The following is a 26726-nucleotide window of genomic DNA, read 5'->3' as shown; positions in this document are numbered from 1 at the left end:
GCATCTGATCTTTCCGCCCCGGCCCGGCAGCGGACAAGACGTCCTCCGGCCGTCGGCTCGCGCGCCGGCTACCGACGGCGGCCGAACAGTCCGCGGTTCTTCTTCGCCTCCGCTTCGGCCGCCTCCCGGGCCGCGGTTTCCTCTGCCTGCCAGCGAAGCTGCTCCTGGCGCTCACGTTCGTCGGCTTTCGCCTGCTGCTCTGCTGCAACCGCTCGGCTCTGGCAGTCCTCGCACAGGTGCTTGTGCGACTCAGGGTTGCGGGTGTACCCGACCGCTTGCCACCGCTCGTCGGTGAACTTCGCCCCGCAGTCCGCGCACGTCGGCCGCCGCGCCTCCCGCTCTGCGGCTCTCTCTTCCTCGCGGCGTCGCTCCTCTTCTCTGGCGGCCTGGCGGCGGCGGGCGAGGTAAGTGTCCCGGCGGTGGTTGCCGATCGCGTCCCGCAACGGCTCCAGGCGGTCGCGGTCGCGGCCGTAGCGCCAGAACGCGGGCCCGGCCGGGCCGTGCTCGCGCAGCCGCTCCAGGGTGGTCGCCACGATGGGGATGCAGCCGTCGTAGGAGTGGTAGCCGCGTTCCTTGTACCACCGGCCCTGCCAGTGGGAGCGGGTCAGGTCGGCGACCCTTTCCATCTGATTCTTCGCGGAGCGCTTGCCGGCCTGATGGAAGACGAGCAGGACCGGCGGGTGCACCCGCTCGTACTCCTCCCACGGGGGCGCGGACCAGCGGGTGCGCCACATCGGCTTCTCTTTGCCGTCGGTGTCCTTCTCCTGCCTGCGGAAGAACCGCATGTACTTGTCGAACTTCGCGGCGATGAGATCGGCTTCCTCGGTGCAGTTGTCGACCTCGATGAACAGCAGTGGCACCCCGTCACCGGGAGCGGTCACAACGACGTCGGCCCGCGCGCTGCCGATCGCGGGGTTCTTCCAGGTGCCCTTCACCGGGAGCGCGACCTCGGTGGCGTACGAGATGAGGGTGCCGATCCCGTCCGGGGCGTCGACGGCGGCCTGCGCGGCGGCGACCGCTTCGGCCGGCTCCCCGACGACCAGGTCGAGGTCGGGCTTCGGGCGGATCAGCGCGATGACCGTCTCGTTCACCGTCATCGGATGGGAAGCCCCGGAGCGGCCGGCGCTCTTGGGCATGCCGCCCATCTCCTCCGGCTCACGGTCCAGGTCGATCGCGGCGGCGGCCAGCCCGGCCGCGGTGAGGATACGGACCTCTTCATTGCCGCGTGTGCGGCCGCCGTCGACGACCAGGCCGTGCCGCCGCAGATCGTTCGCCGCCCCGCGATGGGACGCGGTCCGCGCTTCCTTCCGCATGGCCGGCGTCTTCTTGAGCGTGTGCCGGTAGCTCAGGTGCGGCGAGGCGAGGCGCTGTATCTGATCGGCGGTCGCGACCTTGAGCACCCCGAGCACGGACAGCACGTCGGCGCGCAGGTCGTTGGTCGATCCCGCCTCGTTCGTCTTCCTCTTCCCCGCCATCAGGCTCGCCCTCCCCGCAGCACCGGCCGCACCGTAGCCGGGAGCGTGTTCCCCGCCGTCACGGGCGGCGGCCCCCCGGACCCGATGATCTCCTCCCCTGCCTTTCCTTTCAGGTTCAGGAGTAGAGAAGAGGGTTGTGACAATCCGGGGAGGGCGCGAAAACCGGCTCTGACAAGGGGAAATACCGGTTGGTCGGACGTCGGGCACGGAAGTGGCTTCGGCAGTGGGAACGCAAGCGGCGGCGACAGGAGCTCACCGGGGCTTGCCCACCTCTGCGGACCGGTCGCGGGCGCCTCCCACGGGGCAGCGCTCTCGCGGTGTACAAGGCTCCATCGTGCCCTGTCGGCACCGGTGCGGGAAGGGACGGCCGGGGACAGCGCAGGGGCGGGTGCGGGCACGAGGTCCTCGTTCCTCCCGGCCGGGCCGGGGTCGGCAGCGTTCATCCGTCCCACACGCATCTGTCTCGCGTGCGGGACGGATGCCACCCTGCTCGATCACCCCTTGTCCGCCGTCCGACGCTCCACCCGACCGCCGTCCGCTTTCAACGGGTTGCGGCTTGCGCAACCGATTTGCCCGTGGCCGACGCCACACCGCCCGGCCGAAGGTCAGCGGGCGGGCCGGCTGCTGGATGGCGAGGCTCCGCGCCGCCAGTCCGAGGGCTTCTGGCCGCGGAACGTCTCGCCGCTCTCGATCCGGGCCTTGTTCCGGGCGAACTCCCGCTCGGCTGCCGACAACGGCCGGGGCGCGCAGCCGGGGTGTCCCCAGCCGTCGGCCACCTTCGTGATGACCTCATCCTTGGCGTAGTCCTTGAAGCAGGCCGGGCAGGTGCCCGGGTACGCGGCCCGCAGCAACCCGCGCGGCAGCGGCACCGTCTTCTTGGCCGCCGCCTTCTTCGCGGCCGGCTTCCCGCCGCCCGCCTTGCTCTTCGCCGCCTGCGCCCGCTTGATCGCCTCGCGCTGCGCCTTGCCGGGCCGCTTCTTCGGCTGCTGCCCGCGTGCCGCCTTCGCGGCCTTCTGTGCCGGGGTCTGTCCCACGCGCGGATCGTAGAACCCGGCCTCCGGCGGCCGCCGCGCGCCACGCGCACCGGACACACCGAGCAGTGGCGCGCGGGAGCGGACCGGGGCGCGCAGGGCGCGATGAGTTGCGCACGATGGAACGCACTCCCCTCGCGCACCGTCCTCTGTCCACAGGCCCAGTCTCCGAGGCTGTGATCAGCAGGCCGGGCGCAGCAGGCGCGCGGCCCGTACAGGAAGGGATTCGTCATGGAGACGACGTCGCCGAAGGTGCCCCAGCTCGCCCCGGAGCAGATCCGGAGGGCCGCCGACTACGTGGAGCTGGTCTGGCAGGAGCAGGGCAGCGAGGAGGACAAGGCCGCGCTCGCGGCGTTCCACGCCGACGGCCCCGAGCTGGCCCGGCTGATCGGTGAGTTCGGGGCGCTGCTGCTGGCCGACTACATCACCGTCGTGCCCGACGAACACGCCGACTGCGAGTCCGCGTACGTCATGGACAAGCTGGTGACGGTGGCGAGCCGGTACCTCAAGCGGTGGTGCCTCGCGAGCGGCGCCGGGGCGCACACCGCGTGGATCGCGGCCGGGTTCCTGATCGAAATCATGCAGGAGGTCGATCAGGTGAGCCAGTTCCTCGCCGACGTCCGCGGCGACGCCCACGCCGGGCAGCCGGCGGTCGCGGCCTGAGCTGATCCAGCCGGGACGGTGCCCGGGGACGGAGACTTCTCCTCCCCCGGGCACCGTCTCGTTCGGCCGCGATGCCGCAGGTAGCGAACGTGGTCAAGGAACGATGCGTGCCGCCCGGGGCCGCTATCCAACCCTGTCAAGGAGCGATGCACTCTCCCGGACTGGCCCGGCATCCGGTGCACAGCATCGGATGCTGTGCACTCCCCATCGCGATGTCGTGCACTCCCGAGGCGATGCAGGGCACTCCCATCGCGATGTCGCGCATCGGATGCGGTGCATCGTCCGGACATCGGATGCGGTGGCGGCCATCGGGTGCGCTCCACTCCGCACGATGGCGTCCGCTCCCGGGCCGGTGGTGCGCCCGCCGCGCGCCTCGGGTGCGGTGGTGCGCACCACCGGGAGTGGCGGTGCGCATCGTGGTGCGGTCGGTGCGCGCACCGACCCGTGCGGGTGGGCCGGCAATTGCGCGCACCACGGCCTGGCGGTGCGCGTCATGGCGCGCGCGGCGCGTTCCGAATGGCGCGCGGGCTACTGCGACGAGGGTCTGGATCGAGCGAAGTCCCTATATCACACACCCCCTTGACTTCCATCCCCTCGAAATCCCATATGCGCGTTATGCGAGCCCTTGATATGAGGCAGATCACATTAACCGGGCACGAGGGCGGGTCCGGTGGGCGCGCTCCGGTGGGACAGCCAAGCGGTGCGCACCGGCTCGGACAGACGGTGCGCTGGGTGCGCGCGCCGAGGGCGTGGTGCGCGCACCAGGGCCCACCGGTGCGCGCATCATCACCACGGTGCGGTGGTCGGCGAGTGCGGCGCACCACGATGCGCGCCGGTGCGGTAGCCGGGAGTGGACGACATCGTCGGTGCGCACCGGTGCGCACGATGCCGTGCATCGTCATCGCCGGTGGGCGCGATGCAGTGCACCGGCGACATCGAATGGGTGCACCGGGTGTCGGGATGTTCCACTCCCCCACCGGCCGGTGCTCCCGGAAGTGGAGTCCACTGCCACCCGGTGGACATCGCGGTGGAGTCCACTCCCACCCGATGCGCGCCACGATGGGCTCCACTCTCCGGGCGTTGCATCGCCGAGCCGCACCTGCGGTCGCGGTTTACGCCGTAAAGATTCGGATGCCGTAGCCGAGCCCGCCAACAGCACGGAACTTCCCCAATTGGGGAAGTCCCGGTCAATACCAGGGGCAGGCTGCCCGTACGAGCAGTGGAGCCCGCCGTGTCGGCTCACCCTTGGTGACGTCGGCGCAGGCGCGCGGTCCGCCACGAGTTCAGTCGGCCGCCGGGGTGCTGCCGGGAGCGGCGCCGGACCGGCGGCGGCTTCGGGGACGGGAACCGCGCCGCACGCAGCCGGCTCGCGGCGACAAGCTCCTCCAGGTGCTCCAGCTGCTCCGGCGAGATGTAAATCGGGATCGGGTTGACCATCGGGGCCTCCATGCTCAGGCGGATCACTCCCCCGCACCCTCGCCCCTCGCGGCCGACTCCAGGGCCACGCTGCCGGTCACGTCCCGACAGCTGGCGCGGCGACTTCGCCGTCCGTTCCGTAAGGCGGAGCGCGCGCCGGTCCGGCCTTCCGGGTCGCACACGCGCGGGCGCCCCACGGACGGCTGGTCCGTGGGGCGCCGGATGGTTCGCCGGTCAGCTCTGCAGCATGGCCTTGAGGTCGCTCAGCGTCAGCTCGCTCGTTCCACGGTCGGCCGCACTGCTCTGGGTCCAGGCGAGGATCGCGGGATGCGCCTTCTCGTGCGCGGGGCCGGCGGCGGTGCTCCGGCCATCGGTGCGGGCGACCTGGGTGAGGTAGGTGGCCAGGGCGCGCGGGCCACCGCCGCTGTAGCCGATGTTGTACTCGAAGGTTTCGGTCTGCGGCAGGATCGACAGGAGCCCCTTCTCCGTCCGGGCCCAGAACAGGCTGCGGCCGGAGATGAAGCGGCTGAAGGTGTCGTCAGGGCGCAGGTCGAGCGGGGCGTACGTCTGGTAGGCCCACTGGTCCGTGCCCCCCTCAGCGACGTGCCTGAAGTGTTCGGCCACGACGGGCAGCCCGAACTCGGGGTCGTAGAAGGCTTGGCGGCACAAGCAGCCCGATCCGGAAATGGCCGCCGGGCTGTCCTGGTCCTCGGTGACGCACGGGTGGAAGAGGGCCGGGATCTTCGTCGGCTCCACGAGCGTGCAGTGCATCGCGTTCGGCTCGCAGCGCTCCAGCCGACTCCGCCACTCCTGGAAGTGAGGTGTCCCGGTCTGGGATGCCTCGATGGACAGATCGGCGTTCAGCGATGACGAGGTGTTACCGAGGCGCGCGTCGACGGACAGGACGAAGTTCAGGTAGCCCTTCCCCGGATCGGTCAGGTTCAGGTCGAGTGGCTCGAAGGTCAACGTGGCACTCCAATGCGGGCTGCTGGGGAGGCGGGGTCAGGAGACGCGGTGTTCAGGGCGCAGGACCAGGCCGCGGTCGAAGAACTGCGCGGTGTCGTCCGGTCCGAGTCCGAGGGCGCGGGCGACGGCGGTGCCTTCGTCGTCGCGGACGAAGGCGAGGAGGATCTTGCGGCTGGCGGGATCGGCCATGGTCCGGCGGGCGGCTTCGACGGTGTGGGCGACGCAGCCGGTGGTGCCGTCTTCGACGATGTCCCGGCGCGTCTTGTTGTCCCAGACGTTGAGCTGGAGGCTGGCGCCCTCGGTGGAGCAGTCCTCCTTGGAGTCCGCACCGAGCACGCACCGCCCGAGCAGCGCGGCGTGGGCGTGACGCTGGAAGTAGACGGCTGTGCCCAGGAGCCGGTCGACTTCCTTCTCCGTGTTCTCCCGTGCCTGCTCGGGACTGACCCACGGGTTCTCCCGGTCGCGGGGCTGGACCCGGATCTTCAGCGCCCGCAGGTTGCGGGCGAGGTCGTCGGCGAGGCTGAGCAGGCCCACCAGGTTCACGTCGCCGCGCTGGCGGGGCGGGGGCAGTTCCTCGGGGTAGTTCTCCAGCGGTTCCAGGGGTTCGTGCAGGTCGGTCAAGGTTCCTCCCGTGCCGGGTGCCAACGCCCCCGATTCTCAGTCGGAGGCGCCGAGGCTTGTGGGGGAAGTCGCAGATCGGCCACGCGCTGGCCGGTTGGCATCTGTCACTGGCTGGGGGCCGGCCCCCTGCCCTGATCCGGCTGGGGCGTGTGGTGTTGTCGCTGGCTGGCAGGGTCGGGCGCGGCCGCGGTCGGCTGCTGCGGCTGCGGTCCGTCCGCGATGGTGCGACTGCGGGCCTCGGATGCCTTGGTGAGGGCGGCCAGCCGGGCGAGGTTCTTCGGTGTGTACAACCACGTCTCAGGGTCGGTCGTACGGCCCTCCAGGTACTCCTCGGGCATCGCGGCCTGCTGATGGACGTGAACGGCGGCGGCCTGCTGCGCCGGGGTGAGGGCGGCGTCCCGGTCCGGGTGGTCGACGGCGTGCGGCGCCGCCTGGTCGTGGTTCTGGTCGTCACGCGCGGCGGCCGATGCCGTCGCGGCGGGCGCTTCGTCCCGTACGGAGGAAAGGATCCGGGCGTCGCGGATCGCGTTCTGCAGGGCGAGGCTGGCGACCCGGGCGCGCTCGTACCGGGACGACTCCCGCGGAGGCTTGCCATCGGTGCCGGCGATCCACCACCGGTGGGGCCAGGCGAAGTCGGCGGTGTAGGTGAGCCGGTCCGGGGATGGGGCCCGGCGGCCCTTCTGCGGCACGGTGAGCTGCCGGGAGTGCCGGGACAGGGCCGCGTCGGCGATGTAGTCGTCCAGGCCGCGTGTGAACGCCCGGCCGCGCAGGGTCTCCAGCAGGTGCCGGCGTGCTTCGGCCAGGACGTGGCGGCGAGCGAAGGCGTTGCGGACGGTGAAGACGATCGCGGCGACGTCGATGGCGGCGAGCGCGGTGTCCACCACCGGGCCCACCCGGGCCCGGATCGCCTTCCCGGCCGCACGGCACCGCTCCAGCAGCCCGTCGACCATCGACTGCCCGAACCGCAGGATCGCGGAGGCGCGCCACCACGCGCGCAGCTGCTCCAAGGGCTTGGGGTTCTTCTTCTCCCGGCGGGTGTCCTGCGCCGCCCACCAGCCCAGGCCGCTGCGGCCGCGCTCGCCGGGCAGCCGCTTGTGCTTCTTGACGTACTTGTCGGTGATGCGCTCCAGCACCGGCGCCATCTGCTCCCGGCGGGTGGAGGACCAGTCGATGAGCTCGGAGTCGACGCCGGCTATCTCCATGACGGGGCGCAGGCCGGGCGTCACCTCCCGGGGCACGGTCGCCAGCCCGAGCTCCTCGCACACCTCGGTCGTCATCGTGAGGGTGTAGAGCGTCCCGGCGGCCACCACATTCTGGAAGAGACGGACCGTGTCCAGCGCGTACCAGGAGCCGTCCGGGCGCTGCGCCCGGTTGAGGACCAGACAGTGGTCGTGGAGCAGGGGAAAACCGTCGCGGTTGTCGAAGTGCCGCCACTTCGCGACCACCAGGCCCGGGGCCTTCGCCCGCTGACGGCCCGAGGACCACCGGGTCTCCGCGACCTCGTCCTCGAGCCAGCGCAGCGCGGTGTCGATGGCCCGCTCGTGTGCCCGCTCGATGACGCGCCGGGTGTGGTCGTCTCCCAGCGCCCACAGCACGATCAGGGATGCCTGCGCCCGGAAGGTGAAGTCGAGAGCGAACAAGGGGGTCACCTTGCGTCGCTCGATCTCTTCGACCGGCTGCCCGAGGACGGTGGCCAGCCGGGCCGTCTCCGGGTCAGCACCGTCGTCCAGGAGGTCGCGCTCGATGCGGTCGGCGTCCGGGTGCCGGAGCTGTCCGAAGACGAGCTCCATCTGCCGCTCGGTCACCGTCTGCCCGGCGGTGAGCCCGAGCGCGGCCAGGCCGCGCCCCATCCACACCCCGGGCGGAAGCCCGGCCTTCTCCTGGGCGCCCTTCAGGGACTGACCGACGGGACGACGGCCGTCCCCGAAGGCAACCCCGCGCACGTAGTAGCGCCACGCATTTCGTCTTTGGACCTTCGCAACACTCAGCATCCCGGCAGTGAATACCGACCCTGACCTGCAAGAACAGTCCGATCCCGTGAGGCGGGAGGGTTCACCGGAACTTCACGGCCGATCCCGCCTGGCGGGCATCCGCGGCGACGTCATGCCCGCCCGGCGGACACCGCCCGAGGCCAGGCAAATGCTGCGCGACAACCAGCCCCACGCGACTCACACACCCCGAAAACCGCCACCAGACGACTCCACCGCCGACAAGCGCATCCCTACGTACCGCTCCCCCACCGACCGGCCAAAGACGCACCACCCAGCACCACGTCACCAACTCCCTTCACCCCGAGAGAGACACCCACCGCCCCCGGCAACCCCGGGGGCTTCGTGCTGCCTGGAGGACCGACGTGCCGACCTACGAGACCACGCCCCGCTTCACCACCGACCTGGGCCGCCTCACTCCCGAGCAGCGCCACCGCTTCCGCCGGACGGTGGCGGCCTTCGTCGACGACCTGCGCACCGGCGGGCGCTTCCGCGCCGGCCTCCGCGTCAAGCGCGTCCAGCGCGCATCCGGCATCTACGAGCTCACATGGTCCATGGGCACCGGCCCCGCAGGACGTGCCACGTGGGAGTACGGGTCCGCGGTCCGCCCTGGCACACCCCACGTCATCTGGCGTCGCATCGGCACCCACAACATCCTCACCGGCCCCTGATGCGGTGGGCGCGGTGTGCGAATTCGCACGCGAACGTTCGGATTGAGTCGAACAGAATGCTTCGGATGAAGCTCACGCCAGGCGCTGACGGCTTACGCGCCAGTGGCCCACCACCGGAGGGTGGTGGGCCACTGGCGTGTCCGGCGAAGCTCTGCGGAAGTGTGCCACTGTGACACAGTTCCGCAGTCGCTGCGCGGGCCCGAAAGTGTGCCACTGTGGCACGTTTTCTGGAGCGTCAGTCGATGGTGATGCCTGCCTCTTCCAGGGCCGCGTTCAGGGTCCGCGCCAGCAAGAGGACCTTCTCCGGGTCCTCCTTCACGGCCAGTCGCACAGTGTCCGGGACGAGGATCTTGACGGCCTTTTCGACTTCCGCGCCGGGGTTGGCCTGAGTCAGGGCCGGCTTTTCGTCTTCGTCGTCCTCCGCCCTGACTACGAGGCCGCAGAGAGTCACAGCCTTGGTCAGTTCGTCGGGCGAGGGGACGACCCCCTTCTTGGTTGCCCAGGCGGTCTCCCAGACCTTGAGCACGCTGTCCTCGCCGTGCTGCCGCCGTACCGGGTGCAGCACCTGGGTCTGTCGCGACGACAGGTCACCGACTGGGTGATCGGCCTTTGCGAGGATGTTCAGCAGGGGGATGACGCGGGTGATCCGGTAGCCGCTGGAGCGGGAGATGCCGTGCTGCTCCTGGCAGTAACGATTGAAGCTCCGGTACGGCTTTCCGTTGTTGTCCTTCAGGTGCTTGTAGAGCTTGTTCTCGTGGACCCACACGAAGTAGGGCCCCGCCTCATCGAGGAACGCCGCCATGGCCTTGTCCGCGGCGTCCCGCCATTTGACCTTGGCGTCGTGGATCGCTCGCTCGCACACGACAAGCTGCTCGGTGGCCTTCGCCTTGGGGTCGGGGAGACCTGTTCCAAGCCTCGCCGCCGGCACCTTGGTGTTCTTGGCCTTGGCAGGGCCTTCCTTCCCCTCGGAGGGCTTGCTGCCGTTCGCTTCTTCGGCTGGGGCCTCTGTGCCGTCGGCGTGCGGGGAGGTGGCGGGGCTGGAGTCTTCAAGGCTGAAATCGGAAAGGCGGGCCATCAGGCTGCGACCTCCAGAGTCTCCACCAGGTTGAGGTAGTGCCCCAGGTCCTTCGGGCATGTCTCCATGGCGTCCTCGTAGTCCACGAGGTCGGGCACTTCTGAGCCCAGCAGGTCGTAGCCGGCGCCGCGGACCAGGTCGCGCGCGGCTTCATTGTGGGAGCCGCGGGCGTTCTTGACCCGGGTGAAGACCACGTACGCGTCGATCTCGGCGATGCGGTCCCTGGCGGCCGACAGGGCACCGTCGAGCGAGCCCTTGATACGGCGCATCTCGGCTTTCCGGGGCGAGGTGACGAAGAGGACCTGGTCGCAGACGGCTACGGCGGATCCGAAGATGTCGCTGGACTCGCCGCCGCAGTCGATCACCACGACGTCATAGCCGTCCGTGTCGTCGAGGACGCGCTGGCCGACGCGAGCGTGGGGCCAGGTCTCGATGTCGAAGGGCAGCGGGTCGCCCTTCTTCTTGGCCAGGCGGTGCCAGTCGTACGCGGTCTGCGACAGCGGGTCAGCGTCGACCAGGAGGACACGCAGGCCGTAATGCACGGCGTAGACCAAGGCGACGAAGACGCTCATGGTGGACTTGCCGACCCCGCCCTTGAGGCCGCCGACAGCGATGACCTTCTTCTTGCCGGGGCGTAGCCAGACGAGCTTGGCGCGGGCCTGCGTCTGGGCCTCGCTCAGTGCCTCCGAGCGGGGGATACTCTCGGGGTTAGTGGTCGTCATTCTCTTCCTCGCGGTTGATCGTGATGGCGGCCCTAACGGGGCCCCGTCTGGCAGAAGACGGGGCGTCCGTGTTTCCGGCCGGGTTGAGCGTAGCGCCGCCGCCGCGGCGTGCAGCTAGTTCGTCAACGTGGCGTGAGGCGTCCAACCAACCCCTGAAACACAAAAAGGCCCCGTCTCCAGGCAGTTGCCGGGAGACGGGGCCTTCTTGGGGGATCTCACTTTGCCCAGGTCGCGGGCGCTCCGTCGTCAGGGTTGGGGATGCCGGCTGCGGTCACCAGGGCGGCGGGGTGCCGCAAGGCGGTGATCGGGACAGCGCCGGGCTCGGTGCCGGGTGCCCAAACCATGCGCCAGGTGTCGTCCCACTCGCAGGCGCAGCCGTGATCGGGGTGCGGGTGCCGTAAGAAGACGCCGTGGGTGTGGACGGCGCGCGGGATGCGGGGGATGAGCACCGAGGGGTCGTCGCCGGGGTACAGGTGCAGGTTCCGCCAGCCGTGGATCCGGGCCATGTACGCAGCGGCGGCCTCGATGACGTCGGCCCACCTCTGATGGCCGATGACCAGGAACGCGACCGGGTAGAGGTGATCCTCGGTGGCGTCGTCGATCCCGGTGACGTACAGGTCGCGATGGGCGACGAAGCCGCTGTCGGCTGCGTCGTCGGCGCACGGCGTCCAGAGCTGTTCGACGGGGTGCGGGGTGCCGTCGTCGCCCTCGCTGGTCTCGATCTCGTACGGGGCCGTGGAGGTCATGCGCTCGCTCCGGTGCTGGTGTCGGTCGCCTTGAGGACCCGCGGCAGATGGACGTGGAGGTGTTCGACGTCGACCTGGCGGCCGCGGTCGCGGAGTTCGCGGGCAAGCAGTTCGGTGAGACCAGATGCCCTGTGCCTACCCCCTGCGCATCCGATGGCGATCCGGCGGGGGCCGGCGGGCAGGTCGGCGTAGTCGGCGAGGTTGGCGAGGAGCTCGCGGGCGCCGGGGGTGTTGAGGACGACGTCCTGGACGCGTGGGTGGAAGCCGTCGAGGTCGAGGATGTCGCGGGCGGCGGCCGGGTCGCGGAGCCGGGCGCGGACGTCCTCGATGCGGTCGGCCGCAGGCGGGACGGGGGAGCCGTCCGGGCCGGTGGGCAGGTGCAGGTAGCCGAACGAGATCAGGCGGATCGGGTGCAAGGGGTTCTCCTGCTCGGTGGTGAAGGACGGGAACGCCAGAGCGCCGCGCCCGGCCTTCCGGCTCGGGTGCGGCGCTCTGGTGTCTGGCGCGGGCTATCGGGTGGTGGTGCCGGTGACCACGAGGAACTGGTCGGTGGTCAGGTCCATCACGACGTGGGCGTCGTGGCCCTGGGCGCGCTGGGCTGCGGCGTACTCGTCGGCGGGCCAGGAGCCGCGGGGGTGGCCGGCGGGGAAGCGCTCCAGGACGGTGCGGGGCGCGGCGGTGGTCATCGGTCGTCACCGCCGTGCACGCGCTCGTGGATGTCGATCAGGGTGGTGATGGCGTCGGGGTTGTCGGCGAGGCCGACCCATGTGCCGCGCGCGGTGAAGACGGGCACGGCGTCGGTGTCGGCGTCGAAGATCACGCAGTAGTCGCCGTACCGGTCGATGACCATGTCGCTCAGGACCAGCATCGGCGCGGTGTCCAGGACCTCCAGGACCTCCACGGCGAGCCGGGCGGGCCCGCCGGGCGTCTGGGGCTGGACCAGGTCGCCGGTGACGCGCAGCAGGTCGCCGGGCTGTATGCCGGTCAGCAGCTCGTGGACGATCCCGGCGGCCGTGCCGGTGCAGGAGACGACCGTGTCGGGAGCGTTGTCGGGGAGGGTGTCCGCATCGGCGGGACAAACGGTCAGGTCGAACATCGCGGTGCCGTGCGGGCCGGGGGCGGGGATGGCGTCGACCCAGCCGTCGACGGTGCAGTGCGTGGTGTCCATCAGCTGGCCTCCGCCAGGGTCTCGGTGGTACGCGGCGAGCGGGGTCGGGGGGTGTACTGCGCGCGGAGCAGGAGCTCGCAGTTGCGGCGCTGCTGCTCCGGGGTGATCGGCCGGGGCTTCGGGCCCTGGCGGTGCCAGAGCGGGGAAGCGGGCGGCTCGGGATAGGCGAGGGTGGGGTCGACGTCGTGCTGCGGGGTGCTGCCCACGGGGGCCTCCAGGTGGAGGAGTTCAGGCGTGGTTGTCGTCGCGCCGGCGCTTGGGCTGGACGTCGGAGGCGAACCTCCCGAGGCGGGCCTCGGTGGGGTGCTCGGAGATCCAGTTCTCAGCGCACGCCTTGTGGGACGGCTCCCCGGAGTGGGAGCGCATCGGCGTGGGCTGCTCGCACAGCGCGCAGGGGCGCATCTGCCAGTGGTCGTAGTGCTGGCTGTCGCGCCAGTCGAGAAGGCCGCCGGGAGCCGGGACGCAGCCCGGCTCGAACGGCGGCTTCTTACGTGTCACGGCCGCAGGTCGGGCAACTGCTGGAGGACCTGGGAGAGCAGGTCCGGTGCCGGCTTCCAGGGACCGAGCTGCCCGCCGACAGGGACGGGCAGGGCGAGCTCCTGGACGTCGGTGAGCACCAGGTGCCACGCATCGGTCTGCGCCCACTCGGTACAGAGCGGGGAGCCGTGGGGGTCCTGATGGCAGTCGGTGAGGCGGGCGACGCCGATGACCGCACCGCGGTGCAGTTCGCGGCCGCGGATCGTGCGGGCGACCAGCGGGTCGCGCAGCACGGCGGGCTCCGGCTTCGCCATCCCGGCATGGAGAAGGACCCAGCCACGCCAGCTCCAGGGCTTGGGCCTGTTCTCCGTGCTCTTCCCCGCGAGGATGCAGGTCGCCCAGGGCTGGCGGATGGTGATGCCCCGGATCCAGTCGCCGCCCTCGAGTTCGGCGGCGCTCACGCGGCACCCGCCAAAAGGTGCGTCCCACGGCGGCCGGCGCGGCGGCCGTTGACCGTCTTCACGTACGCGTCGGCCCGCGTCGCGAAGTACGGGAACGTCGCCTCGCCCTCCTTGACCCTGTACATGGCGGTGTCCGCGCCGCGCAGGATCCGGCTCATGGTCTCGCCGGGCAGGTCTGCCGCGCGGGAGATGCCGATCGAGACGTCCAGGCGCAGCGTGTGCTGCTCGTACTGGAGGGGCTGCTGCAGCTCCTTGCGCAACGCGGTGATCTCCGCGAGGGCGGCCGACGTCGGGAACACGGCGCAGACGGCGAACTCGTCGCCGCCCAGCCGGGCCGCGAGCGCCGTACGGGTGGAGCTCCAGCGGGCGAGGCGGTGGCCCATGGTCTGGATGACGGTGTCGCCCGCGGCGTGGCCGTAGGTGTCGTTGACGGCCTTGAAGTCGACCCCGTCCAGCATCAGGACGTGCAGGGCGTCCCGGCGGCGGGTGCGCAGGAGCCGCTCGCCGTACGCGATGAACTCGGGTCGGCACGGCAGGCCGGTGAGCTGGTCCTTGCGGGCGTTGGCAAGGCGCCGGTGGAGCGTCAGGGCGTGGACGGTCCAGCCGGTGAGCGGGACCGCGAGGGTGGTGATGAGGAGCGCGCGTTGCCCGGATCGGGCCTGTACGCGCAGGGCGGAGTCCATACTGGTGTCTCCCTCTCGTCTCGTACGGGATGGGGAACCCGGGGCAGGCGACGGTTTCGACGCCTATGGCGCCTGCCTCGGGGCGAATTCACATCAGGCTGTTGGGGTTGACCCACGCCTTGGCGGTGGCCTTGTGCCAGTCCAGGACCCAGTCGGGGCGCAGGCCGCGCGCGGCCCATCCGTCGCTGGAGTCGTCGGGGGCCGGGCGGCCGGCGGACACGTACTGCACGGCCCGGTCGTAGGCACTGTGCGCGGCGGCCAGGGCCTCGCCCGGTCCGGCGGCGCAGCCGGTGAAGACGTGAAGCCCTCGCCGGTCCTCGTCCGTTGCGTGGTGTATCGGGACGTCGACCTCGTATCGGCGCATGACGTCCAACTCCTCTCTGTGTTGAGGGACCACCGCGACCGCCCCGGCCCCCGTCGTACGGGGCCGGGGCGGCACGGAGCGTCCGTCACGCAGGTTGGGGCGGTCAGAACTCCAGATGGATCGTGATGGGCCGCCGGGAGTCCCCGGCGTGGGTGTGGACGGTGCGGCGGTGCGCGGCGAGACCGGCGCCCCCGCCCTGGATCGGGAGGTGACAGTCCGGGCAACCGTGGGCCCAGTCGTCACCGGCCGGGAGGTCGGCCGGGGTGAGCGGGTGCGGGTGCGGCCCGTCGGCGGCGCGGCTCACCGGCCCTCGCCCCCGGCCGACTGCCGGTCGGCGAGGGCCAGGAGCTCCGCGGCGAGTTCCGGCGCGGACAGGATGGTGCGCAGGATCGAGGTGATCCCGTCGCGCTCGATGGGGTTCAGCCGGTCCCACACCGCGTGGGCGTCGCCGTGTGCGCCGACGGCCTTGAGGTAGTCGGCCTCGGTGATGGCGGTGCTCTGGGCGCCGCACCGCCCGCACCGGAAGACGGCCTGGTCCCAGCCGCACGCGGGGGCCTTGGTGCTCATGCGCTGATCGCCTCCAGGGCCTGCGCCTCGAGGTCGGCGCGCCCCTCGGGGTCGTCGTCCCAGCCCCGGTAGTGGTCGTCGGCCTCCTGGTCGACGTCGTCGGGGCCGCCGTGGACGGTGCAGAAGATGTCCGGGTCGTTGTCCATCGCGCCGGTCAGCGCCTTGTGCAGGTCGCTGACCGAGTAGGCCGGAGCCCACGCCTGCCCGGCGCACTCCGAGTCAGCGGGGCAGGGGAGCGCCACGTCGAAGCCGAAGTCGCCCTCGCCGTCGACGTCCTCGCGCAGGGCCAGGGTGAGGTACTGCTGCCCGAGGCGGATCTCCGCGACCCGGTCGCCGGCCGCCAGGTCCGAGTCCGGGCGCCACCGCCACAGCGGCAGGATCTCCGGGCCGAAGAACCGGCGGGCCAGCCACAGGTCGCCCAGGCCGTCGCTGCCGTCGCGCCCGAGGTCGGCCTCCCGTACCTGTGAGAGCCGCCCGAGGAACGGCTCCAGGCGGTGCAGGGTGTCGGCGAAGACGACCGTGTTGAAGCCTTCGGCCGTGAGCCGCTGGTGCGAGTGGACCATGGCCTGGTGCTGGGACCGGACGACGTCCTCGGGCACCCGCCGGTTGTCCGGGCGCGGGCCCTGCCGCTCCAGGCACACGTCCAGAGGCGTGGCGACGACGATCGCGGCGGTCGGCATGCCGTGCCGCTTGGCGGCCGTCACCAGTTCCGCCCTCACGGGCTGGTCCAGGTTGGTGGCGTCGATGACCGTGTTGAGGTGGCGGGCCATCCTGCGCTCCAGGATCAGCTTGAGGACGTCGGCGGCGTCGCCGGTCGCGTCCTGCCGACCGGGGTCGTCACTGACGACGCCGCGCAGGCCGTCGAGGGAGAGGACCTGGGAGGCCGGCCAGGTGCGGGCCAGCGTGGACTTGCCCGCGCCCGAGGCGCCGATCAGCACGATCAGCCCGTTCTCGGGCAGGTCCGGGTACAGCACCGAGGTCATGCGGGATCTCCTTGCGGGTGAAGGGAGCGGGCGGCCCAGTTCAAGCGCGGCCCGGCGTTGTCGGTGAGCAGGGCGGCGGCCTCGTGCAGGGGGCAGGAGGCGTCACCGTCGCGGTCGGGCTCGATCTGCTCCGCCCGGCGCGCGGCGACGGTGAGCAGCTGCGCGAGGGCGGGGAAGAGGCCGCCGGGGACGTCGATGTCCTCCTGGAGCTCGCGCAGGATCGCGGCGAGCTCGCGGGCGTCGACGTCGTCGGCGCCCAGGTCGTCCTCGATCTGCTGGAGGGCGAGCTGGGCGATGCCGACGGAGGCGCGCACCCGGTCCAGCCGGGTGCGGGGACGGCGGCCGGTCACCGGGTGGTGGACTTGGTGGTGGCGACCAGAGCGGCGACGGTTTCCCAGCCGTGGTGCCAGGCGCCGTCCAGGTGGAACGCCCCGTTGATGCCGAAGTCGGCGAGCTTGTAGAAGCCGCCCTTGCCGGTCTTGGTGGCGATCCGCTCCAGCAAACCCTCGCCGGGAACGCGTCGGTCCGCGGCGTAGTGGGTCGAGAAGGAGATGGCGAGCGCGGCCGCGGCCGCCGCCGGGTGGACCCGGATGCCGAGCGCACGGGCCCCGGCCCCGGCCACGATCGCCTGCGTGGCCGTATAGGTCAGGCAGTGATGCAGGCACGCGGAGCGGCCACCGGCCGTGCCGTGGGTGGTCTCCTGGCCGGTGACCGGGTCCTTGAAGGTGACCGGGTGCTCGTCGGAGGCACCCTTCACCCGGGCGCAGAAATCGTTCTGCACCCAAAAATCTCCGATCGCGCTCCCGGCGCGGGTCAGTCCGAGCAGGGCCGCGAAGACTGCGGGGCGATGCGTCATGCTGGATTTCTCCTGATCTCGATGGGTGAGGGAGCGGGCGGCCGGCTCTTTGCCGATGCTGCGGCCGCCCGGTGGTACCCCGTCCCGGCCTGTGCGGCCGGGACGGGGCTCGCGCTACGCGGCCAGCCGGTGAGCGGCGGGTGCCGAGGGCGCGAAGTAGCTGCTCGGGTCCACCGGGGTGCCGTCGAAGCACTCGATGCAACAGCCGAGCTTCTTGGAGAGGCAGAAGTAGAACCGCCTCCCGCAGTCGCCGCAGGTCTGGCGTGCTGCCATCGCCTTGTCCAGGGCCCATTCCTGGGCGAGCGTCGGCGTGCGCTTGGGCACCGCCAGGTCGACGCGGAGCAGGAAGCCCCGGGTCGGGTGACGGCAGGACCACTGCGGGCGGGTCGCGCACAGCCTGCACCGCAGGATCGCGACCGGGCCCTCGTTGCCGCCGGGACTCAGCTGCATGTCCCGTAACTTCCGTCTGGTCACGAGCCCTTCGGGCACCGTGCCGCGATCGAACTCCGGCAGCGCCGCGTCACTGCGCGGCACCCGGGTCACCTCGCGGCGGCGACGCCTGATTCGGCGGCGCGGCATCACCGGTTCCAGGTGCCGGGCAGCCGGTGGGGGCGGTACGGGTAGCGGGGTCCGGGACGCTGCGGGCGGGGCCGGCCGATGCGGCGGCGGGGGCGGGGGATGAGCACGGGCAGTTCCTCCAGAGGTCGGTGCACAGCTCCGCACCCCGCCGACGTCGTACGTGTCGGCGGGGTGCGGAGCGGCGGGTGCCGCGTCAGGCGGGCGTGTGCGTGCGGTGCGCGCCGGGCGCGGTCGGGGCCGGCGTGGTGTGGCTCGGGCGCGGGTGCTGCGGCTGCTGGTCGGGGGCGCCTTGCAGGTGGGTGCCGATCAGGTAGCCGATCAGCAGTCCGCCGGTGCCGTAGACCTTGTGCCGGTTGGCCTTCCACCAGGTGGGCGGGGTCGGCTCCGTCAGCACGCCTATGACGGCCACGTGTTCTCCATTCGGTCGGGGACAGGTCGGGTGGTGCGTGAGGCCGGTCGGCCTGTCCGGCCCTCGCCCGGCCCCGCGGTGGCGGGGAGGGGCGAGGACCAGGCGGAGCGACCGGGGGTCAGCGCTGGAGCGGGTGGACGTTGTCGGGTTCGTCGCCGTAGTCGTCGCCCGCCGGGGTGGGGGCGGGGAGCGTGGCGTGCAGGTGGAGCGCGGGGCTGAACTGGTACTGCGGCGGGTGGTTGTGGACGATGGGCCGCAGGCTCAGGCCGCGCAGGGCGAAGATGCTGGCCAGGGCCCACATGAGGGCGGCGAGCCCGGTGGCGGCGGCGCGTCCTCCGGCCGGGGCGGTGGACCAGATCATGGCGAGGGTTCCGATGCCGAACAGCAGCCAGGCGATGCGGGCACCGGCGTTGCCGAAGAACCCGCCGACCAGGCCGAGCAGGCCGGTCAGCTGCCAGAACGCGTACAGGGCGGCCGGGGCGACGGCCAGGTGCGCGGCCTGGCCGGCGAGGAACACGCGGACGGGGTGGTCGACCGTGCCCCACAGGCCGCTGCCGTCGCCGCCGCTGGTGGCCGGGACGGCGGACAGGCCCTTGAGCGTGGCGTCGGCGATGTCGCCGGCGGCGTCCAGCATCATGACGATGAGGCTGAGCCCGCCGAACAGCACGGCCGCCTTGATCCAGTTGGCGACCTCGTGCCAGCTGCTGTGCCGGACCTGGAAGACCTCCTCCCACCGCTGGTAGAGGAAGCCGCCCTCCTCCCACGATTCCTTCCACGCGGCGCGCAGCCATGCGAGCCGCCCGGTGCCGTGCTCGGGGGCCGGAGGCACGGGCGGCAGCTGGTTGAGGAGGTCGAGGAAGGACGGGTTGTCCTGGCCGTTGACGGGCTTGTCGTTGTGGGTCATGGCGTGGCTGCTCCTTCTTGCGGGAGGGCGGTGGTGGGGTGGGTCAGCGGATCTCGTTGCGGGTGCGGGCGAAGAACGCGCCGCGCGTGGTGCTGTTGTTGTGGATCTCGGTGTGGTGGGTGACCGGACCCTCGAAGACGTTCTTGGTGACGGCCGCGCGGGCCTTGCTGATCGCGCCGCCGATGGCGGTGGCGGCCATGGCCAGGCCCGCGAACGGCAGGGTGACCATGAGGACGCTGTTCAACGTGACGGAGGCCAGGCCCTGGAGCACGAGCCAGGCCCCGCAGCCGATGCCGGTGATCCCGGCGCCGACGCCGATGGAGGCCACCGCGATCCCGGCCGCCCAGGCCGGGACGATCCGGTGGTCCTCCTGCTTCACGGGCGGGGTGGTGCCGAAGGCCGGCGGCTCGGTCTCGTCGCGGAACGAGGTGGGGTGGTGGAGTACGGGCTTGGCCGCCCAGGCGTCGATCAGGCGGCGGGCTTCGGCCGCGGCCTCGGACTCGGGCATGCCGTGCTGGGTGTGCAGGGGGTCCATGGGGTGTTCTCCGATCACGCGGAAGGGGAGCGCCCTCCTGGCCGTGGTGGCCGGGAGGGCGCGTGGGGGAGGGGTTCGCGACGGCGAAGGGCGTCGCCGGAGCGTGTCCGGCGGCGCCCTTCGGCGTTGCGTAGCAGGGGAGTTGAGGCTGGCGGGTGGGTAGGCACCGCACACGCGCTGCGGGCATCCTCGGACCAACAGGCGTCGGGAAGGGGTTGGGGTGGAGTTCGTCTTCCAGTGCGGGTGGTGCGACGGAGACAACTTTTTCGTGGGCAGGCAGGTCGGCTTTTGGGTCGACAAGTGGGAGGTGCCCTCGGAGTGGGACTGCCGCTTCTGCGAAGGGCTCAACTACACGCCGGACCCGCCCTGGGAAGAGGCGTAGTCAGAAGCTAGAGATCAGTCCGGCGAACGAGGCGAGGCCGCTGTTGATGGCTGGGGCCAGGCCGGTCGCGGCGAGGGTGAAGCCGAACAGCGTGCAGGCCAGCGCGGAGCCGACGCGGACGTTGCCGCCCTTGATCAGGACGAAGACGATGATGCCCATCAGCACGGCGGCGGAGATGGAGAGGGCCACGGTGGTGGTGCTCCTTCACAGGGGATCGGGTGGGGCCGGCCGCGCTCGGGCAGGCCGGCCCCGGGGTGGGTGGGTGTGATCAGGCGTCGGTGAGGCTCTTGATGGCCTCCAGCGCCTTGCGGGCAGAGACGACCTCCTGGCGACTGCCGCCCTTGGAGCCGCGGCCGCCGCCGCCCTTGCCGCCTCCGCCGCCACGGCGGCGGGAGCCGCCGTCGTCGCCGTCGTCTTCCTTGGGCTCGGGCCAGAACTCCCCGGGCCGCACGGGCTCGTTCCAGTCGAACCACAGGCCGCGCTTCTCCAGCTCACTGATCTCGTGGTCGGTGAGGTGGTTGACGTCGTCGGGGAACAGTTCGGCGAGGTCGGTGTCGAAGTCCGCGTACAGCGACCGCATGAGGACCGCGCGCCCGTTGTCCATGACCATGATGGCGACGCCGCCGGTGGACACGCCGTTCTCCGGGTCGGCCTCGCCGCGCATGGCCCGCTCGATCGCGGACCCTTCCTGCTGGGCGTAGCGGGCCGGGATCGTCGGCACGTCGTAGGCGTTCTCCATCGTGCCCTCCGCCGCCTTGCGGGTGGCACCGGGCGAGCCCATGTTGAAGATGGACGGCCGGCTGTTCTGCCGCAGGTTGTCCTTCATCTCGGTGGAGAACCCGTTGTGCGCGAACGGCGACTGCCCGGCCGGGTTGAAGCCGATCCCGTACTTCAGGCCGGTGACCGTGAGGTCATCGCCGTCCTTCTGGATGAACTCGCCGAAGTCCCCGTCCTGCGCCGCGGTCATGAACTCGTCCGCGAACACGTTCAGCTGCCGGTAGGGGCAGCGGGCATCGCCCGGCTTGTAGTCGTGCGCCTCGCCGTCGTGCGGCCAGGGCATCTCCGCCCGGATCTCGCACAGTGCCTTCGCCGCGCGCAGCGAGCGGGCCATCCACAGGGCGTTGGAGCCCTGCCGGTCGATGTACTTGCCCAGCGTGGACGTCTTCTCGTCCTTGCGGACGGTGGAGAGCCACACGACCTGCCCGGCGAGCGACATGGCGGCCATGTCGATCGCGAAGAACTGCGTCTTCCCCGACCGGGACACGCCCAGGATCAGCCCGTGCCGCGCGGCGTTCTTGTCGTGCTGGAACACCATGTTCTTCACCGGCTGGCCGGTGATGGTGTACCCGCACACGTACATGCCCTTCGCGTCCGGGGTGAGCAGCTCCCGGGTGGCGGGGAAGATCGCGGACAGCGGGGGCTTGTCGAACGCGCTGATGAGGAACTCGATGCCGTCGACCAGGACGAACACGCAGGAGTCGTCCTCGGGCAGGCCCAGGCCGCGGCAGACCTTGGCCAGGTCGATACGCGGGGTCGTGGTGGCATCGGCCATCTTCGCCCGGTAGAAGGTGACCCCCCTGACGCTGTCGCGGGTCTTGTGGACCAGCTCGGAGCCGGGGGCGCCGCCCTTGGGCGAGCCGACCTTGTCCGTCCAGCGCTCCTGGTCGGTGGGGGCCTTGCGGCGCCTCTGGTTGGCGTCGGGGGTGATGTGGGCCTCCAGCCAGCCGGGGCCGCCCTGGCGGCCGGGCTGGATGGCGACCTCCGCCAGGACGACGTCGCCGGAGTGCACGGCGAACGGTGCGGCGACGGCGGCCTCGGTGAGGCCGGTGATCGGCCGTCCGGTCTCCGAGGCGCGCAGCAGGATCGTCATGTCGTGCTGCTGGCCGGGGTGCCGGGTGGCCTTGACGATGTACGTACGGCCGGGCATCCCGGCCTGCTCCCACAGCATCCGCGCGTCGCGGGTGAGCAGGTCGGCTCCGTCGTCCGGCTGCGCCACCGGCTCCTCGAGGACTTCGGCGGGCGCCGGCTGCGGAACGGGCGCGGCAAGGGCGGGGCGGTGACGACGGCGGGTGTGCCGGGAGAAGGGCATCACCAGGTAGCCAGCCGCCGCCCATGTGGCGGCGAGCAGCCCGTCCAGCCAGTACGGGCCGAAGCCGGTGGTGGTCTTGGCGGTGACGTCGATGGCGGCGGCCAGGACCAGCGGGGACCACCGCAGGATCTTGCGTCCGGCGCCGGGCTCATCGCTCTTGGCGGCGAGGAACCAGCCGCCGATCCCGGCCGCGCCGGCCAGCTGCACGACCTGGTTGACGGGGCTGTCGGGGTAGAGGTTCGGGGCCACGGCCAGCACGGGCGCGGCGAGGGTGTAGGCGAGGCGCTCCAGCGCGACGCTGCGCGGCGTGGTCACCGGCTTCTCCTTCGCAGAACAGCCGCAGGCGGCCCCGCAGAGTGCGGGGCCGCCCGTGGCGGGGTGGGTGGGGGAGTGGGGGTCAGCGGTTGAAGAACCCGGGCCGGGGCGTCTTCTCCCGCCGGTTGGAGCGGATGTCGTCCAGCGCGCCGTAGAGCTTGGAGTGGGTGCGCTTGGTCTCATGGGTGAGGTCGGCGGTCTCCTGCGCCGTCTCGTACAGCTTCTTGACCTGCACACCGGCGCCCCCGAGGGCGACACCGACGTTGCTGGTCAGCTCCACGAACTTCGGGTCGAGTTCGGCGTTGTCGACGTCGCGGGCCGCGTCCTCGGCACGCTTGGCGTTCCTGCGGACGCTGCGCACGAGCTCCTCCAGGCCGAGCCCGGCGTCATCCAGCGCACGTCCGAGGGCGTCGAGCTTGGCCTGGACGGCCTTGTAACGGTTGTCGCCGTCGGCCACGGCGGGTGCCGCGCCGCTGGGGCGGGGTGCGAGATCGCTGCTCATCAGCGGGTTCCTCCCTGCTTCTAGTCGTGGTGGGCTGCGGCCGACACGTAGGTGAGGCCCGCGTCTTCCTTCGCGGCCATGTCCTCGCCGTACACGCGGGCGACCATCGCGGCCGCGAGCTTGGCGGCCTCCAGGGCCAGCCCGCACTCGGTCGCGCACCGCTCTGCCTGCTGCTTCATGCGGGCCGCGGAGTCGGCCAGGTCCGAGATCAGCTCGGTGACCTCGGTGGTGACGTTGTGGTCGCCGACCAGGTCGGTGGCCATGTCCCGCAGGGCGTCGGCCACCTTGTCCAGGGCCTCCGCGAGGGCTTCGGCCCGCTCCTGGTCCGAGGCGGCCTGGATGGCGATGTTCGCCATCTCCACCAGGTAGTCGTCGAACGTGATGTCCGTGCGGTGCTGGGCGCCGAGGCCGCCCCCGCCGGACGGCCTGCTGACCTCCGAGCTGCTCACGCTGCTCCCTTCCGTGGCTGTCGGCCGGCTGGTGCCGGGCCGTGCGGTGTGCTGCTCCGGCGCGGGCGGCAGGCCCCGCACGCCGGTCGTCAGGGCCCCAGGGGCATCGGGGACGATGTCCGCGTCGACGATGTCGTCCCCGCCCGTGGCGCCGGTGCGCGGCGGGCGGGTGGGACGGTCGGGCCACTCCACCGTCGGGGTGGAGTCCTCCTCGCCGAACGGGCTGTCCGCCGGACGGCCGCGCCGACCGGCACGACCCGTACGACCGCGCCCCGTACGACCGGTGCGCCCGGCGCGGCGGGAACGTCCGCGCCAACCGGTACGGCCCGTGGCGCCGGTGCGCCGGCGCCGGAACCGACGCCGCTTCTTCCCGCCGTCAGACGCCCCGTCACCGGCCGTGGAATCCGTCCCCGGCGTGTCACCCGCCGTGCCGTCCTTCGCGGCGCTGGAGGCCCCGTCGGGGGTGTCCTTGGCGGTCTTGGCGTCCTTGCCGTCGGTGCCCTTGGCCTTGGAGTCCTTGTCCTTGGTCAGGTTCACCTTCTCGGTGCCGGCCGCCTTGGCGTCCTTCGCCTCCTGCGCGGCCTTCGCGTCGGCACGCCGCTTGTCGAAGCGGCGCTGGGCTTCCTCGCCGACGGCCTTGCCCAGCGTGGTGCGGCCCGGGTCGGCCGACGCCGCGGCTTCCCGCTTCGCCTTCCGCGCCGCGTCCCGCTCCTGGCGCTTGGCCCGGCGGTCCTCCCACGCCTGCTGCCGCTGCGCGCGGCCCTGGTCGCGGTCCTTGGACCGGTCCGCGACACCGGCGGAGTGCCCGGCGCTGCGCCGCTCCTGCCGCCCGGCCTGGCGGACCCCGGCGCGCTCCTGGCGGCCGCGGGCCCGCTCGGTGCGGGCTCCGGACGACTGACTTGCCCTGTCGTCCTTCGAGTTGCCCCGCCCGGAGCCGCCAGAGCCCGTCTGAGAGCCCTTCGAGCCCCCGGACGAACCGCTGCGCCCGGAACCGGCTGAACGGGCGCCAGAGCCCGACTGGGAGCCCTTCGTGCCGCCCTTGCCGCTTCCGCTGCCCCCGGATGAACCGGAGCCGGAACGGCCGCCGGGGCCGCCGGAGTTGGAGCCGCGCGAGCCGCCGGACCCCTTCGGCCCGGCACCCGAGTTGGTGCGGGACGGCCCGCTGCCGCCACCGCCGCGCGAGGACCCGCCACCGCCGCCGGCCTTCGAGCGGCCCTTGTCCGCCCCCAGCCCGGAGGAAGACGACTTCGTACGGTCGGCATCCGCCTTTCCGCGCGCCGCCGCCTTGTCGCCCTTCGCTTTCATCATCGCGGCGTGGAGCTTTCCGTTCTGCTCCATCATCGCGACTTCCTGCGCGGTGCGTCCCTCCAGCAGCGCCGCCTTCCGCGCTATTTCAGCCTCACGGAAAGGCGCTTCGCTTTCCTGGTTGTACCGCGCCGTTTCCAGCCGGAATTCCAACCAGTCACCGAGGCGATCGGCGAGAGAGCGGGGCTGTTCGTATTCGCCTTCCTCGTATTCGCCTTCTTCTTCATCGGCTTCCGGCGCGGTAATTCCTTCGGAACGCAGCGCCGTAGCCGGGTTGGGAGCAGCCGGAATCGCGGGAAGTTCCATCGTGGTCTCCTCCGGGCTCTCCGGGGGAGCCGCCGGAATGTCTTCCGGCGGCGGAATGGTGTCGATGAAATCCGGGATCGACGGCAGCGTGTAGGTGGAATCACCGCTCCACGGACCGTGGACCAGGGTTCCGCCGCCGGTGTCGTCGGACTCGTCGGACACGGGGCACCTCCCCTCCTGGGGACTTGACAGACAGTGGGGTCTCGTGTGCACGCGCGTGCACGTGCACGTGTGCACGCTTTACGCGCGCGAGGCCCCGCCGGAGTCCGGCGGGGCCTTCATGGGGTGACGCTCAGCTACGCGGGCCGTGCTGCTTCAGGACGGTGTCCGCGTACTGCATGAGGTGGTCGAACAGCCGCGGGTCGCCCGCCTGCCGCTTCTCCAGGACCAGCTTGAAGAGGCGGCACACCAACGTGAATGCGGTGACGACATCACCGCGTCCCGCTTTGACGTCCCGGCTGATTTCGGTTCGAGTAACGCGGAGCCAGAATTCCATCCGGCCGATTTCCCCGCGACTTTCGATCGCCTTGCGCTCTTCTTCCTGCAGCCAGCCGTTCCGCCCTTGGATCGAGCGTTCGGTACTGCTGAGGGGGCGCGTCACGCCGACTCCCTCTTACCGAGGTCGTAAATCGACGTGGGACCACCATAGCCGGAATTCTGGTTCTGCGCACCCTGCTGGGGCGGGGTGGGTGCGGCCTGGAGGGTCGGCGGGTTCTTCTTCCGCTGCCTTTCGATCTCCTTTTCCTTCCTGTCCTTGGCCGTATTCACGACGGATTCGTCGTGGGCGCGGCGCTTGTAGGCGCTCTTTTCCAGGCCCTCGGTCAGGTTGTTGAGGTTCTTGAGCACGTTCCCGAGGGCCTTTTCGACGGGCATCGCGCGCAGCCTGGCGTGGTACCAGCGGTCGCCCTCCACGTTCGTGCCGCGCAGGTGCACGCGGGTCTCGAGCGCGAGGGTCTCCAGGTTCTTGCCGATGTCCAGCAGGACCCGCTGAACGTCGGCCAGGTACCGGGCGGTTGCCTCCGGGTTCTGCGCCACGTCGCGCAGGGGGGAGTAGTTCGGGTCGTTGCTGTTCATGCGAGAAGACCTCCAGGTCTCGGGGGTTGGGGAGGGAGAGTCCGTCCCCGAGGCTGTTGCGCGGGGCTGGTGGTGCATACGAGGCGAGCGCGGACCGGGGGCGACCATGTGCGGTAGGACGGTTGTGCGGGCGGTCCGGTCAGCGGACCGTGTGCTGCTTGAGGGCGACCGCGATCTGTCCGGCGCGGTCCGTGGCGATGGTGCCGCCCTCGGTCCGGACCGCCTTGGCGATGTTGGTCCGGTTCAGCGGCTCGCCCTCGGTCCGGAGCCGGTCCAGCGCGGTCCGCTCCTGGTCCGTGAGCGTGATGACCGTGAGGTCCGGACCGCCGTCCTCGCCCCGGTCCGGACCGGCAACGCCTTCCGGGGCTTCCTGGTCGGCCGGTCCGGTGCGGTCCGGCTCCTGCGGTCCGGGAGCGGCATCGGCGGTCCGGACCGTCACCCCCCGGCCGGCCGCCGGGCCTTGGGCGGCGGGCACGGTCCGAGGACCACGGTCCGGACCGGGTCCGGTCCGCAGGTCAGCGCCCTGCGGTCCGGCCGGACCGGCCTCCAGGGCGAGCGCCGGTCCGCCGGTCCGGTCCGTGGCTCCAGCGGTCCGGACCGGACCGTGGACCGCGTTCCGGTCGCCCGGACCGGACCGGACCGGATACCCGCCGTGCTGGACCGGGCGGACCGGAACCAGGCTGTCCAGCGGTCCGGGCCGGTCCGTGCGGGTCAGGGTGAGGACGGTGGGGATGGCTGCCGGTCCGTGGTCGTCGGCCGCGAGGCGGGGGACGACGACCCGGTGCAGGGCCAGACCGGTCCGGGCCGCCTTGCGGTCCGCGAGCTCCGCGCCCGCTGCGGTCCAGGCCCGGTCCAGCGTGGTCAGGCGCGGGTCGGTGATCGCGAGCGACCAGGCGGTGAAGGAGTGGACCGGGTCGAGGAACCCGCGCGGGCGCCGGTAGCCC

Annotated in this window: 35 protein-coding genes and 1 pseudogene; 2 read left to right on the top strand and 34 right to left on the bottom strand. The window is 71.6% G+C overall.

Translation table 11 applies throughout. The features are described from left to right. Positions 1-68: 68 nt before the first annotated feature. The gene (locus tag IE185_RS30495) at positions 69-1475 is read right to left on the bottom strand and encodes a replication-relaxation family protein (protein WP_138894432.1); all 1407 of its coding nucleotides are present in this window, start codon (positions 1473-1475) and stop codon (positions 69-71) included. A gap of 605 nt (positions 1476-2080) precedes the next feature. Further along, positions 2081-2509: a hypothetical protein gene (locus IE185_RS30490; protein WP_189716425.1), complete on the bottom strand. Its 429-nt coding sequence runs from the start codon at positions 2507-2509 to the stop codon at positions 2081-2083. Positions 2510-2737: 228 nt separating this feature from the next. Here IE185_RS30490 and IE185_RS30485 point away from each other — a divergent pair, with 228 nt between their 5' ends. Further along, positions 2738-3169 carry a hypothetical protein gene (locus IE185_RS30485; protein WP_138894431.1) on the top strand — a complete coding sequence of 144 codons (432 nt, stop codon included), beginning with the start codon at positions 2738-2740 and terminating at the stop codon, positions 3167-3169. A 1239-nt stretch (positions 3170-4408) separates the two neighbouring features. Here IE185_RS30485 and IE185_RS30480 read toward each other — a convergent pair. From IE185_RS30480 to mobF, 4 genes are all read right to left on the bottom strand, one after another. Further along, positions 4409-4633 (bottom strand): hypothetical protein, encoded by a 225-nt coding sequence (locus IE185_RS30480; protein WP_229843782.1) that lies wholly within the window; start codon positions 4631-4633, stop codon positions 4409-4411. Between the two features lie 186 nt (positions 4634-4819). Then, positions 4820-5551, bottom strand: coding sequence for a hypothetical protein (locus IE185_RS30475; RefSeq protein ID WP_138894430.1), 732 nt, complete (start codon positions 5549-5551; stop codon positions 4820-4822). A 36-nt stretch (positions 5552-5587) separates the two neighbouring features. Continuing rightward, on the bottom strand, positions 5588-6172 hold the full coding sequence (locus IE185_RS30470; protein ID WP_138894429.1) for a hypothetical protein: 585 nt from the start codon (positions 6170-6172) through the stop codon (positions 5588-5590). 104 nt (positions 6173-6276) lie between these two features. Continuing rightward, entirely contained in the window at positions 6277-8115 is a 1839-nt protein-coding gene (mobF, locus tag IE185_RS30465) for a MobF family relaxase (RefSeq protein WP_229843781.1), read from the bottom strand. Between the two features lie 410 nt (positions 8116-8525). Here mobF and IE185_RS30460 point away from each other — a divergent pair, with 410 nt between their 5' ends. Then, positions 8526-8831, top strand: a complete 306-nt coding sequence (locus IE185_RS30460) for a hypothetical protein (protein ID WP_138894427.1) — start codon at positions 8526-8528, stop codon at positions 8829-8831. Positions 8832-9066: 235 nt separating this feature from the next. Here the strand turns inward: IE185_RS30460 and IE185_RS30455 are convergent, their stop codons facing one another. The 28 genes and pseudogenes from IE185_RS30455 to IE185_RS30325 form a co-directional block, all read right to left on the bottom strand. Beyond that, the gene (locus tag IE185_RS30455; protein ID WP_138894426.1) at positions 9067-9906 is read right to left on the bottom strand and encodes a hypothetical protein; all 840 of its coding nucleotides are present in this window, start codon (positions 9904-9906) and stop codon (positions 9067-9069) included. Next, complete coding sequence (locus IE185_RS30450; RefSeq protein WP_138894425.1) at positions 9906-10628, bottom strand: ParA family protein; 723 nt, start codon at positions 10626-10628, stop codon at positions 9906-9908. Before IE185_RS30450 ends, IE185_RS30455 begins: the two co-directional genes overlap by 1 nt. A gap of 215 nt (positions 10629-10843) precedes the next feature. Next, a complete protein-coding gene (locus tag IE185_RS30445) occupies positions 10844-11374 on the bottom strand; it encodes a hypothetical protein (protein WP_138894424.1) in 531 nt (176 codons plus the stop codon). Then, on the bottom strand, positions 11371-11790 hold the full coding sequence (locus IE185_RS30440) for a RapZ C-terminal domain-containing protein (RefSeq protein WP_138894423.1): 420 nt from the start codon (positions 11788-11790) through the stop codon (positions 11371-11373). The genes IE185_RS30445 and IE185_RS30440 overlap by 4 nt, the downstream gene beginning before the upstream one ends. A gap of 93 nt (positions 11791-11883) precedes the next feature. Continuing rightward, a complete protein-coding gene (locus IE185_RS30435; protein ID WP_170198266.1) occupies positions 11884-12060 on the bottom strand; it encodes a DUF8839 family protein in 177 nt (58 codons plus the stop codon). Continuing rightward, positions 12057-12542, bottom strand: coding sequence for a hypothetical protein (locus IE185_RS30430; RefSeq protein ID WP_138894422.1), 486 nt, complete (start codon positions 12540-12542; stop codon positions 12057-12059). The genes IE185_RS30435 and IE185_RS30430 overlap by 4 nt, the downstream gene beginning before the upstream one ends. After that, complete coding sequence (locus tag IE185_RS30425) at positions 12542-12748, bottom strand: hypothetical protein (RefSeq protein ID WP_138894421.1); 207 nt, start codon at positions 12746-12748, stop codon at positions 12542-12544. Before IE185_RS30425 ends, IE185_RS30430 begins: the two co-directional genes overlap by 1 nt. A 22-nt stretch (positions 12749-12770) precedes the next feature. Beyond that, a complete protein-coding gene (locus IE185_RS30420) occupies positions 12771-13040 on the bottom strand; it encodes a hypothetical protein (protein ID WP_138894420.1) in 270 nt (89 codons plus the stop codon). Continuing rightward, on the bottom strand, positions 13037-13480 hold the full coding sequence (locus IE185_RS30415; RefSeq protein ID WP_138894419.1) for an ASCH domain-containing protein: 444 nt from the start codon (positions 13478-13480) through the stop codon (positions 13037-13039). The genes IE185_RS30420 and IE185_RS30415 overlap by 4 nt, the downstream gene beginning before the upstream one ends. Beyond that, positions 13477-14163, bottom strand: a complete 687-nt coding sequence (locus tag IE185_RS30410) for a GGDEF domain-containing protein (protein WP_138894418.1) — start codon at positions 14161-14163, stop codon at positions 13477-13479. Before IE185_RS30410 ends, IE185_RS30415 begins: the two co-directional genes overlap by 4 nt. Positions 14164-14251: 88 nt before the next feature. Next, positions 14252-14527, bottom strand: coding sequence for a hypothetical protein (locus IE185_RS30405; protein WP_138894417.1), 276 nt, complete (start codon positions 14525-14527; stop codon positions 14252-14254). Between the two features lie 103 nt (positions 14528-14630). Next, on the bottom strand, positions 14631-14831 hold the full coding sequence (locus IE185_RS30400) for a hypothetical protein (protein WP_138894416.1): 201 nt from the start codon (positions 14829-14831) through the stop codon (positions 14631-14633). After that, positions 14828-15094 (bottom strand): hypothetical protein, encoded by a 267-nt coding sequence (locus IE185_RS30395; RefSeq protein ID WP_138894415.1) that lies wholly within the window; start codon positions 15092-15094, stop codon positions 14828-14830. Before IE185_RS30395 ends, IE185_RS30400 begins: the two co-directional genes overlap by 4 nt. Further along, positions 15091-16077: an ATP-binding protein gene (locus IE185_RS30390; protein WP_138894414.1), complete on the bottom strand. Its 987-nt coding sequence runs from the start codon at positions 16075-16077 to the stop codon at positions 15091-15093. Before IE185_RS30390 ends, IE185_RS30395 begins: the two co-directional genes overlap by 4 nt. Beyond that, a complete protein-coding gene (locus tag IE185_RS30385) occupies positions 16074-16427 on the bottom strand; it encodes a tubulin-specific chaperone D (RefSeq protein ID WP_189716423.1) in 354 nt (117 codons plus the stop codon). Before IE185_RS30385 ends, IE185_RS30390 begins: the two co-directional genes overlap by 4 nt. Next, the gene (locus tag IE185_RS30380) at positions 16424-16933 is read right to left on the bottom strand and encodes a hypothetical protein (protein WP_138894413.1); all 510 of its coding nucleotides are present in this window, start codon (positions 16931-16933) and stop codon (positions 16424-16426) included. The genes IE185_RS30385 and IE185_RS30380 overlap by 4 nt, the downstream gene beginning before the upstream one ends. A gap of 114 nt (positions 16934-17047) precedes the next feature. Further along, positions 17048-17512 (bottom strand): RRQRL motif-containing zinc-binding protein, encoded by a 465-nt coding sequence (locus IE185_RS30375; protein ID WP_138894412.1) that lies wholly within the window; start codon positions 17510-17512, stop codon positions 17048-17050. Then, on the bottom strand, positions 17512-17646 hold the full coding sequence (locus IE185_RS33775; protein WP_268246684.1) for a hypothetical protein: 135 nt from the start codon (positions 17644-17646) through the stop codon (positions 17512-17514). The genes IE185_RS30375 and IE185_RS33775 overlap by 1 nt, the downstream gene beginning before the upstream one ends. A 59-nt stretch (positions 17647-17705) precedes the next feature. Further along, on the bottom strand, positions 17706-17921 hold the full coding sequence (locus tag IE185_RS30370) for a hypothetical protein (protein WP_189716421.1): 216 nt from the start codon (positions 17919-17921) through the stop codon (positions 17706-17708). A gap of 118 nt (positions 17922-18039) precedes the next feature. Next, on the bottom strand, positions 18040-18825 hold the full coding sequence (locus IE185_RS30365) for a hypothetical protein (protein ID WP_189716419.1): 786 nt from the start codon (positions 18823-18825) through the stop codon (positions 18040-18042). Positions 18826-18868: 43 nt separating this feature from the next. Continuing rightward, entirely contained in the window at positions 18869-19360 is a 492-nt protein-coding gene (locus tag IE185_RS30360) for a hypothetical protein (RefSeq protein ID WP_138899410.1), read from the bottom strand. Positions 19361-19742: 382 nt separating this feature from the next. Continuing rightward, positions 19743-19931, bottom strand: a complete 189-nt coding sequence (locus tag IE185_RS30355; RefSeq protein ID WP_138899411.1) for a hypothetical protein — start codon at positions 19929-19931, stop codon at positions 19743-19745. Between the two features lie 79 nt (positions 19932-20010). After that, a complete protein-coding gene (locus tag IE185_RS30350; protein WP_138899301.1) occupies positions 20011-22146 on the bottom strand; it encodes a chromosome segregation protein ParM in 2136 nt (711 codons plus the stop codon). 82 nt (positions 22147-22228) lie between these two features. After that, a complete protein-coding gene (locus IE185_RS30345) occupies positions 22229-22648 on the bottom strand; it encodes a conjugal transfer protein TraB (protein WP_138894302.1) in 420 nt (139 codons plus the stop codon). A gap of 20 nt (positions 22649-22668) precedes the next feature. Continuing rightward, a complete protein-coding gene (locus IE185_RS30340; protein ID WP_138894305.1) occupies positions 22669-24438 on the bottom strand; it encodes an ATP/GTP-binding protein in 1770 nt (589 codons plus the stop codon). 562 nt (positions 24439-25000) lie between these two features. Beyond that, a complete protein-coding gene (locus IE185_RS30335) occupies positions 25001-25309 on the bottom strand; it encodes a hypothetical protein (protein WP_138894301.1) in 309 nt (102 codons plus the stop codon). Next, entirely contained in the window at positions 25306-25782 is a 477-nt protein-coding gene (locus IE185_RS30330) for a hypothetical protein (protein ID WP_138894300.1), read from the bottom strand. The genes IE185_RS30335 and IE185_RS30330 overlap by 4 nt, the downstream gene beginning before the upstream one ends. Before the next feature lie 139 nt (positions 25783-25921). Then, positions 25922-26726 (bottom strand): annotated as a pseudogene (locus IE185_RS30325) (hypothetical protein); the annotation flags it as partial.

Source organism: Streptomyces chryseus, assembly GCF_014650755.1.
GTDB classification, from domain to species: Bacteria; Actinomycetota; Actinomycetes; order Streptomycetales; family Streptomycetaceae; genus Streptomyces; species Streptomyces chryseus.
This window is presented reverse-complemented; position numbering and strand designations above follow the sequence as displayed.